Origin of the sequence: Citrobacter sp. CK198 (assembly GCF_030333295.1) — a bacterium.
Taxonomy (GTDB): domain Bacteria; phylum Pseudomonadota; class Gammaproteobacteria; order Enterobacterales; family Enterobacteriaceae; genus Citrobacter_B; species Citrobacter_B koseri.
The window spans coordinates 19,500-28,680 of record NZ_JAOWGE010000024.1; the positions used below are offsets into that span (position 1 = coordinate 19,500).

Below are 9,181 nucleotides of genomic sequence, written 5' to 3' on the forward strand. Positions count from 1 at the left end.
GGGTATTACCCCGGCAGCAGTGACCTGTTTGAGCGAGAATTACTCGTCTTCCAGTTCGATGTTGATACCCAGCGAACGAATCTCTTTCAACAATACGTTGAAGGATTCCGGCATGCCCGGTTCCATCTGATGGTTGCCGTCCACGATGTTCTTATACATCTTAGTACGGCCATTCACGTCATCAGACTTAACGGTGAGCATTTCCTGCAAGGTGTATGCTGCGCCGTATGCTTCCAGCGCCCACACTTCCATCTCCCCGAAGCGCTGACCACCGAACTGCGCCTTACCACCCAGCGGCTGCTGAGTAACCAGGCTGTAGGAACCGGTGGAACGAGCGTGCATTTTGTCGTCGACCAGGTGGTTCAGTTTCAGCATGTACATGTAACCTACGGTTACCGAACGCTCGAACTGTTCACCGGTACGGCCGTCAAACAGCGTGATCTGACCGGAAGTCGGCAGGTCACCCAGTTTCAGCAGCTCTTTAATTTCCGCTTCTTTCGCACCGTCGAACACCGGCGTTGCGATCGGCATACCTTTGCGCAGGTTTTCAGCCAGACGCAGAACTTCTTCATCGCTGAAGGTATTCAGGTCAACTTTCTGACGAACATCAGCGCCCAGATCGTACGCACGCTGGATGAATTCGCGCAGTTTCGCGACTTCCTGCTGCTGTTTCAGCATGGCGTTGATCTTATCGCCGATACCTTTCGCAGCCATACCCAGGTGGGTTTCCAGAATCTGACCGATGTTCATACGAGACGGTACGCCCAGCGGGTTCAGTACGATGTCTACCGGCGTGCCGTTTTCATCGTAAGGCATATCTTCGATCGGGTTGATCTTAGAAATTACACCCTTGTTACCGTGACGACCTGCCATCTTGTCACCAGGCTGGATACGGCGTTTAACCGCCAGATATACCTTAACAATCTTCAGCACGCCCGGTGCCAGATCGTCGCCCTGAGTGATTTTGCGGCGTTTCGCTTCGAGTTTTTTCTCGAACTCGTGTTTCAGTTCGTCATACTGCTCAGCCAGTTGCTCCAGCTGATTTTGTTTCTCTTCGTCGGTCAGGCCCAGTTCCAGCCAGCGATCGCGCGGCAGTTTGTCGAGCTTCTCAGCTTCAACGCCACCGGAAACCAGCACAGCGTGGATACGGCTAAACAGGCCAGCTTCGAGGATCTGCAATTCTTCAGACAGGTCTTTCTTCGCCTGCTTCAGCTGCATCTCTTCGATTTCCAGCGCACGTTTGTCTTTTTCTACGCCATCGCGAGTAAAGACCTGAACGTCGATAACCGTACCGGAAACACCGTTTGGTACGCGCAGAGAAGAGTCTTTAACGTCAGACGCCTTCTCACCGAAGATCGCACGCAGCAGTTTCTCTTCTGGCGTCAGCTGGGTTTCACCTTTCGGCGTTACCTTACCAACCAGAATGTCGCCGCCGGTCACTTCCGCACCGATGTAAACGATACCGGATTCATCCAGTTTAGAGAGCGCAGCTTCACCCACGTTCGGGATATCAGCGGTGATCTCTTCCGGCCCCAGCTTGGTGTCACGGGACACACAGGCCAGTTCCTGAATGTGGATGGTGGTGAAACGGTCTTCCTGGACAACACGCTCGGAAACGAGGATGGAGTCTTCGAAGTTGTAGCCGTTCCACGGCATGAACGCTACGCGCATGTTCTGACCCAGCGCCAGTTCACCGAGGTCGGTGGACGGACCGTCAGCCAGCACGTCGCCGCGCTCAACCGGCTCACCCAGAGAAACACACGGCATCTGGTTGATACAGGTGTTCTGGTTAGAGCGGGTGTATTTGGTCAGGTTGTAGATGTCGATGCCTGCTTCGCCCGGGTACATCTCGTCTTCGTTAACTTTGATAACGATACGGGACGCATCCACGTACTGAACAGTACCGCCACGTTTAGCAACCGCAGTTACACCGGAGTCAACGGCAACAGCACGTTCCATACCGGTACCAACCAGCGGCTTATCAGCGCGCAGAGTCGGAACCGCCTGACGTTGCATGTTCGCACCCATCAATGCACGGTTGGCGTCATCGTGTTCCAGGAACGGGATCAGGGACGCACCGACGGAAACCACCTGCTGGGTGGAAACGTCCATGTAGTCAACCTGGTCGCGGCTGAACAAGCTGGATTCGCCTTTGCTACGGCAAGTAACCAGATCTTCTACAAAGTGGCCTTCGTCATCCAGGTTGGAGTTCGCCTGAGCGATAACGTAGTTACCTTCTTCGATAGCAGACAGGTAATGAATTTCGTCAGTCACAACGCCGTCGGTGACTTTACGATACGGAGTCTCAAGGAAACCGTATTCGTTAGTCTGTGCGTACACGGACAGGGAGTTGATCAGACCGATGTTCGGACCTTCAGGCGTTTCGATAGGACATACGCGACCGTAGTGAGTCGGGTGTACGTCTCGAACTTCGAAGCCTGCGCGTTCACGGGTCAGACCGCCTGGGCCGAGTGCGGAGATACGACGTTTGTGCGTAATCTCAGACAGCGGGTTGTTCTGGTCCATAAACTGAGACAGCTGGCTGGAACCGAAGAACTCTTTCACTGCCGCAGAAATCGGTTTGGCGTTGATCATGTCCTGAGGCATCAGGGTATCCAGATCGCCCAGAGACAGACGCTCTTTCACCGCACGCTCAACACGCACCAGGCCAACGCGGAATTGGTTTTCCGCCATTTCGCCTACGGAACGGATACGACGGTTGCCGAGGTGGTCGATATCATCGACTTCGCCTTTACCGTTACGGATATCAATGAGCTTCTTCATCACGTCAATGATGTCGTCTTTGCTCAGGATACCGGAACCTTCAATTTCGTCGCGCAGCAGAGAACGGTTGAACTTCATACGACCAACCGCAGACAGGTCATAGCGGTCTTCGGAGAAGAACAGGTTCTCGAACAGGCTTTCAGCCGCTTCACGAGTCGGCGGCTCACCCGGGCGCATCATGCGGTAGATTTCTACCAGCGCGCTCAGACGATCGTTAGTCGGGTCGATACGTACCGTTTCTGAAATGTACGGGCCGTGATCCAGATCGTTGGTGAACAGCGTTTCGATACGCTTGTGGCCAGACTGGCTCAGCTTCGCCAGCAGATCCAGGCTCAGCTCCATGTTCGCTGCGCAGATCAGCTCGCCAGTTGATTCGTCAACGTAGTCTTTAGACGCCACTTTACCCGCGATGTACTCAACCGGAACTTCGATATGTTTGATATCGTCTTTTTCCAGCTGGCGAATGTGGCGCGCAGTAATGCGACGACCTTTTTCGACGTACACTTTGCCGTTGGCTTCGATGTCAAAGGAGGCGGTTTCACCACGCAGGCGTTCCGGCACCAGTTCCATCTGCAACTTGTTGTCGCGGATCTCGAAGATCACTTTCTCAAAGAACAGGTCCAGGATCTGTTCAGTGGTGTATTGCAGTGCACGCAGAATGATGGTCGCAGGCAGTTTACGACGACGGTCGATACGGACAAACAGGTTGTCTTTCGGATCGAACTCGAAGTCCAGCCATGAACCACGGTAAGGAATGATGCGCGCGTTATACAGTACTTTACCGGAAGAGTGAGTTTTACCTTTATCGCTGTCGAAGAAGACACCCGGGCTACGATGCAGCTGGGAAACGATAACACGCTCAGTACCGTTGATAACGAAAGTACCGTTGTCGGTCATGAGCGGAATTTCGCCCATGTAGACTTCTTGTTCTTTAATGTCTTTTACGGTGCCTTCCGGCGCTTCGCGCTCGTAGATCACCAGACGCAGTTTTACGCGCAGCGGTGCGGAATAGGTCACGCCACGGATCTGACATTCCTGAACGTCAAACACCGGTTCGCCAAGGCGGTAGCTGACGTATTGCAGCTCGGAATTACCGCTGTAGCTCTGAATCGGGAATACGGAACGGAATGCAGCTTCCAGACCGTACTGCCCTTCAGGATCTTGCTCGATAAACTTCTGAAACGAGTCAAGCTGGATAGAAAGGAGATAAGGTACATCCAGAACTTGTGGACGTTTACCAAAATCCTTACGAATACGTTTTTTCTCGGTATAGGAGTAAACCATAGGGTTCCTCAGCTCGCTGACAAGTCGACCCATCTGTCCTGCGGAGGGACAGTTTGTGCAACACTATTTTGTTGACCGGAAAATGGAATACTTTCCGCAATGCCTGTTGCTATCACGCTTAAACCATTTCATTGCGATTTACACAGAACGGGCGTTCTGTCGCAGTATATTAAGTCGTCGATAGAAACAAGCATTGTCAGGACAACCAGTAGTCAAACAGTGTGAAACGCTACTGGCGCCTTACAGCGCAAAAAGGCTGGTGACTAAAAAGTCACCAGCCATCAGCCTAATTTCTTAGGCTGCAACCGGAAGGGTTGGCTTATTTAACTTCAACTTCAGCGCCAGCTTCTTCCAGAGATTTTTTCAGAGCTTCAGCGTCATCTTTGCTCACGCCTTCTTTCAGAGCGGCCGGAGCAGATTCTACCAGGTCTTTAGCTTCTTTCAGACCCAGGCCAGTCGCGCCACGTACTGCTTTGATAACAGCAACTTTGTTAGCGCCAGCAGCTTTCAGAATTACGTCGAATTCAGTTTTTTCTTCAGCAGCTTCAACCGGGCCAGCAGCTACAGCTACAGCAGCAGCAGCGGAAACACCGAATTTTTCTTCCATTGCAGAGATCAGTTCTACAACGTCCATTACGGACATAGCGGATACTGCTTCAATGATTTGATCTTTAGTGATAGACATTTAAATTGTTCCTGAATATCAGAATAAGTTTATACGTAAGCGGATGCGTTACAAAGATAACTGCGATTAAGCAGCTTCTTTCGCATCGCGTACAGCAGCCAGAGTACGAACCAGTTTGCCAGCCGAAGCTTCTTTCATGGTTGCCATCAGGCGTGCAATTGCTTCTTCGTAGGTCGGCAGAGTTGCCAGGCGGTCGATCTGAGACGCCGGGATCAGCTCACCTTCAAAGGCAGCGGCTTTGACCTCAAATTTTGCATTCGCTTTCGCGAACTCTTTGAACAGACGAGCAGCAGCGCCCGGGTGTTCCATAGAGTATGCAATCAGGGTCGGACCAACAAACGTGTCTTTCAGGCACTCGAACGGAGTACCTTCAACGACGCGGCGCAGCAGGGTGTTACGAACAACACGCATGTAAACGCCAGCTTCACGACCTGCTTTACGCAGTTCAGTCATTTTATCTACAGTTACGCCACGGGAATCCGCAACTACTGCAGACAGCGCGCCTTTGGCTACTTCGCTGACTTCAGCAACAATCGCTTGTTTGTCTTGAAGATTTAAAGCCATTAGCTTTGCTCCTGGATGTTTGCCAGAGCTCATGCTCTGGAACTCACTTCACTCTCCTCAACGAGAAGAGCGTCTTAATACGGTGAGCAGAAACAAGCCAGAGTATAAAAAATAATCTTAGCGTTCTGTCACCGTCTACGCAGGGCATTAAGTTTCTTACGAAACACCTGCGGTCTTCGACGGAGGCCTGGATAGGCCAGGCTCCAACGAACAAATCTTGTCTATGACTTCGCCCTTTGAACCGTAGCCGCGTTAGCTGCTACAATTCAAATGACTCGCATAGAGTTCTGTTTATTTCAACAGAAACGTGGGGGTAAGATTGTAGACAAAATCACCGCCCACGTAAAGGCGAATATTAGTTCGCCACAGTCGCAGTCAGACCGGACTGATCAACGGCAACGCCAGCACCCATGGTGGTGGAGATGCTAACTTTCTTGATGTACACGCCTTTCGCCTGAGTCGGTTTTGCTTTTTTCAGCGCAACCAGCAGAGCTTCCAGGTTTTCTTTCAGTTTGTCAGCGTCAAAATCCACTTTACCGATGGTGGTGTGGATGATGCCGTTTTTGTCGTTACGGTAACGAACCTGACCAGCTTTAGCGTTCTTAACCGCTTCAGCAACGTTAGGCGTTACAGTACCCACTTTCGGGTTCGGCATCAGGCCACGCGGACCCAGAACCTGGCCCAGCTGGCCAACAACGCGCATTGCATCCGGGGAAGCAATAACAACGTCAAAGTTCATTTCGCCTTTCTTGATCTGTTCAGCCAGATCTTCCATACCTACCAGTTCAGCGCCAGCAGCTTTAGCAGCTTCAGCGTTTGCACCCTGGGTAAATACGGCTACGCGAACAGAACGGCCAGTACCGTGCGGCAGTACAGTTGCGCCACGTACGTTCTGGTCAGATTTACGCGCGTCGATGCCGAGGTTAACGGCAACGTCTACGCTTTCTACGAACTTAGCAGTGGCCAGTTCTTTCAGCAGAGAGATAGCTTCGTTGATGTCGTACTGTTTGGTCGCATCAACTTTCTCACGGATCACACGCATGCGCTTGGTCAGTTTAGCCATTTCTTAGTCCTCCACTACCAGGCCCATGGAACGTGCAGTACCTTCGATGGAGCGAGTCATCGCTTCAATGTCGGCACCAGTCATGTCGGCAGCTTTGGTCTGCGCGATTTCCTGCAGCTGAGCGCGGGAAATTTTACCTACTTTGTCTTTGTTCGGCTTGCCGGAACCAGACTTAATACCAGCCGCTTTCTTCAGCAGAACTGCTGCCGGAGGCGTTTTGGTAATGAAGGTGAAAGAACGGTCAGCGTAAACGGTGATAACAACCGGAATCGGCAGACCTTTTTCGATGGAATCAGTTTTTGCGTTGAACGCTTTGCAGAATTCCATGATGTTTACGCCCTGCTGACCCAGAGCCGGACCTACTGGCGGACTCGGGTTAGCCATACCAGCTGCAACTTGCAGCTTGACGTAGGCTTGTACTTTCTTAGCCATTGCAATTTCCTCGTTTGGGTATAACGCCTGAAAACAGGCTCCCCGTGATATAAAAAAATCGTTTTACGGGCCAGGCCCATAAAAACAAAAGGCGCGAAATTGTATTCCAATCTCACGCCTTGTGCAACGATTAAATCGCCGCTTTTTTGATCGCTGCTTAGGCTTTCTCAACCTGGGCAAAGTCCAGTTCTACCGGGGTCGCACGACCAAAGATAGAAACAGACACCTTCAGGCGGGACTTCTCGTAGTCCACTTCTTCAACAACGCCGTTAAAGTCAGCAAACGGACCGTCGTTAACACGAACCATTTCACCCGGTTCAAACAGCGTTTTCGGACGCGGTTTATCACCGACCTGTTGCAGGCGGTTCATGATCGCATCAACTTCTTTGTCGCTGATTGGCGCCGGACGGTCAGACGTACCGCCGATGAAGCCCATCACACGCGGAACACTGCGCACCAGGTGCCAGCTTGCGTCGTTCATCACCATCTGAACCAGGACGTAGCCCGGGAAGAATTTGCGCTCGCTTTTGCGACGCTGGCCGCCACGGATTTCGACCACTTCTTCGGTCGGCACCATGACTTCACCAAACAACTCTTCCATATTGTGTAATTTGATATGCTCACGCAGCGATGTTGCTACGCGGCCTTCAAAACCGGAAAACGCCTGAACGACGTACCAGCGCTTTTTAGGAGCTTCAGACATCTCAGAACCTCAGGCCAGTGATAAAGGATACCAGGCGAACCAGAATACCATCCAGTCCCCACAGGATCAGTGACATTACTGCGGTAACCGCAGCCACAATCAGCGTGGTGTGCAATGTTTCCTGGCGAGTCGGCCAAATGACCTTACGGACTTCGGTACGCGCTTCACGGGCAAAAGCAACGGTTGCTTTACCTTTTGTCGTCAACAGCGCGACACCACCCGCTGCAGCAATCAGAATTACTACGGCCAGCGCACGCAGCGGCAGCATCATGTCGCGATAGAGGTAGTTGCCCACAATAGCCACAAGCAGCAATGCGACAACAACGACCCACTTCATCGCTTCCAGGCCGCGCCCGCTTCCTTGAGCTTCGGTATTCGCACTCATAAACCAACCTGTCAGAAGTATTCTACAAACATTTTCACCCCGCGTATGCGAGGCAATCCAAACCGAAATGCTCTGTGTTGCGTTTCGGACTAAACGCCCTCAGCAGAGCCTGTCTCAGCAATGATTATGACAAAAAAAATCACTGATGAGCCAGGTTCTGATGTGAAAGCGTGCAAAAAGGGCATCAAATGATGCCCTTTTATTGCGCATTGCGTCAAATGTTATCAGCGATTAGCCGAGAACTTTAGCAACCACGCCTGCGCCAACAGTACGGCCGCCTTCACGGATTGCGAAACGCAGACCGTCGTCCATCGCGATCGGGTGGATCAGGGTAACAACCATTTTGATGTTGTCGCCCGGCATTACCATCTCTACGCCTTCCGGCAGTTCGATGGTGCCAGTCACGTCAGTTGTACGGAAGTAGAACTGCGGACGGTAGCCTTTGAAGAACGGAGTATGACGGCCGCCTTCGTCTTTGGACAGAATGTACACTTCAGATTCGAACTTGGTGTGCGGCTTGATGGAACCCGGCTTAGCCAGTACCTGACCACGTTCGATTTCTTCACGTTTGATACCACGCAGCAGAACACCTACGTTCTCACCAGCACGGCCTTCGTCCAGCAGTTTGCGGAACATTTCAACGCCAGTACAGGTAGACTTCGCAGTCTCTTTGATACCAACGATTTCAACTTCTTCGCCCACTTTGATGATACCGCGCTCTACACGACCGGTAACAACGGTACCACGACCGGAGATGGAGAATACGTCTTCGATCGGCAGCAGGAAAGGCTTGTCAATCGCACGCTCTGGTTCCGGGATGTAGGAATCCAGGTAGCCAGCCAGTTCGATGATTTTCGCTTCCCACTCTGCGTCGCCTTCCAGCGCCTTCAGAGCAGAACCACGAACGATCGGCGTGTCGTCGCCCGGGAAATCGTACTGAGACAGCAGTTCACGCACTTCCATCTCAACCAGTTCCAGCAGCTCTTCGTCATCAACCATGTCGCATTTGTTCAGGAACACGATGATGTACGGAACGCCTACCTGACGACCCAGCAGGATGTGCTCACGGGTCTGCGGCATCGGGCCGTCAGTCGCAGCAACAACCAGGATCGCGCCGTCCATCTGCGCAGCACCGGTGATCATGTTTTTAACATAGTCGGCGTGGCCCGGGCAGTCTACGTGCGCGTAGTGGCGAGTCGGGGTGTCGTATTCAACGTGAGAAGTGTTGATGGTGATACCACGAGCTTTTTCTTCCGGCGCGTTATCGATCTGGTCGAATGC

8 protein-coding genes are annotated in these 9,181 nt (G+C 52.1%); all 8 read right to left on the bottom strand.

Going from position 1 to position 9,181, the window contains the following annotated elements; genetic code table 11:
* Positions 1–39: 39 nt before the first annotated feature.
* Positions 40–4,068, bottom strand: a complete 4,029-nt coding sequence (rpoB, locus tag OGY62_RS04325) for a DNA-directed RNA polymerase subunit beta (RefSeq protein ID WP_024130652.1) — start codon at positions 4,066–4,068, stop codon at positions 40–42.
* A gap of 319 nt (positions 4,069–4,387) precedes the next feature.
* Positions 4,388–4,753, bottom strand: coding sequence for a 50S ribosomal protein L7/L12 (gene rplL, locus OGY62_RS04330; RefSeq protein WP_012133812.1), 366 nt, complete (start codon positions 4,751–4,753; stop codon positions 4,388–4,390).
* 66 nt (positions 4,754–4,819) lie between these two features.
* The gene (gene rplJ / locus OGY62_RS04335) at positions 4,820–5,317 is read right to left on the bottom strand and encodes a 50S ribosomal protein L10 (RefSeq protein WP_004097644.1); all 498 of its coding nucleotides are present in this window, start codon (positions 5,315–5,317) and stop codon (positions 4,820–4,822) included.
* A 355-nt stretch (positions 5,318–5,672) separates the two neighbouring features.
* Positions 5,673–6,380 (bottom strand): 50S ribosomal protein L1, encoded by a 708-nt coding sequence (gene rplA / locus OGY62_RS04340; protein WP_012133813.1) that lies wholly within the window; start codon positions 6,378–6,380, stop codon positions 5,673–5,675.
* A gap of 3 nt (positions 6,381–6,383) precedes the next feature.
* The gene (gene rplK / locus OGY62_RS04345) at positions 6,384–6,812 is read right to left on the bottom strand and encodes a 50S ribosomal protein L11 (protein ID WP_012133815.1); all 429 of its coding nucleotides are present in this window, start codon (positions 6,810–6,812) and stop codon (positions 6,384–6,386) included.
* Between the two features lie 157 nt (positions 6,813–6,969).
* On the bottom strand, positions 6,970–7,515 hold the full coding sequence (gene nusG, locus OGY62_RS04350; RefSeq protein WP_003862341.1) for a transcription termination/antitermination protein NusG: 546 nt from the start codon (positions 7,513–7,515) through the stop codon (positions 6,970–6,972).
* Between the two features lies 1 nt (position 7,516).
* Positions 7,517–7,900, bottom strand: coding sequence for a preprotein translocase subunit SecE (secE, locus tag OGY62_RS04355; protein WP_012133816.1), 384 nt, complete (start codon positions 7,898–7,900; stop codon positions 7,517–7,519).
* A 231-nt stretch (positions 7,901–8,131) separates the two neighbouring features.
* Positions 8,132–9,181 (bottom strand): elongation factor Tu (tuf, locus tag OGY62_RS04360; protein ID WP_286450944.1); only part of this gene is annotated, 1,050 nt, incomplete at its 5' end.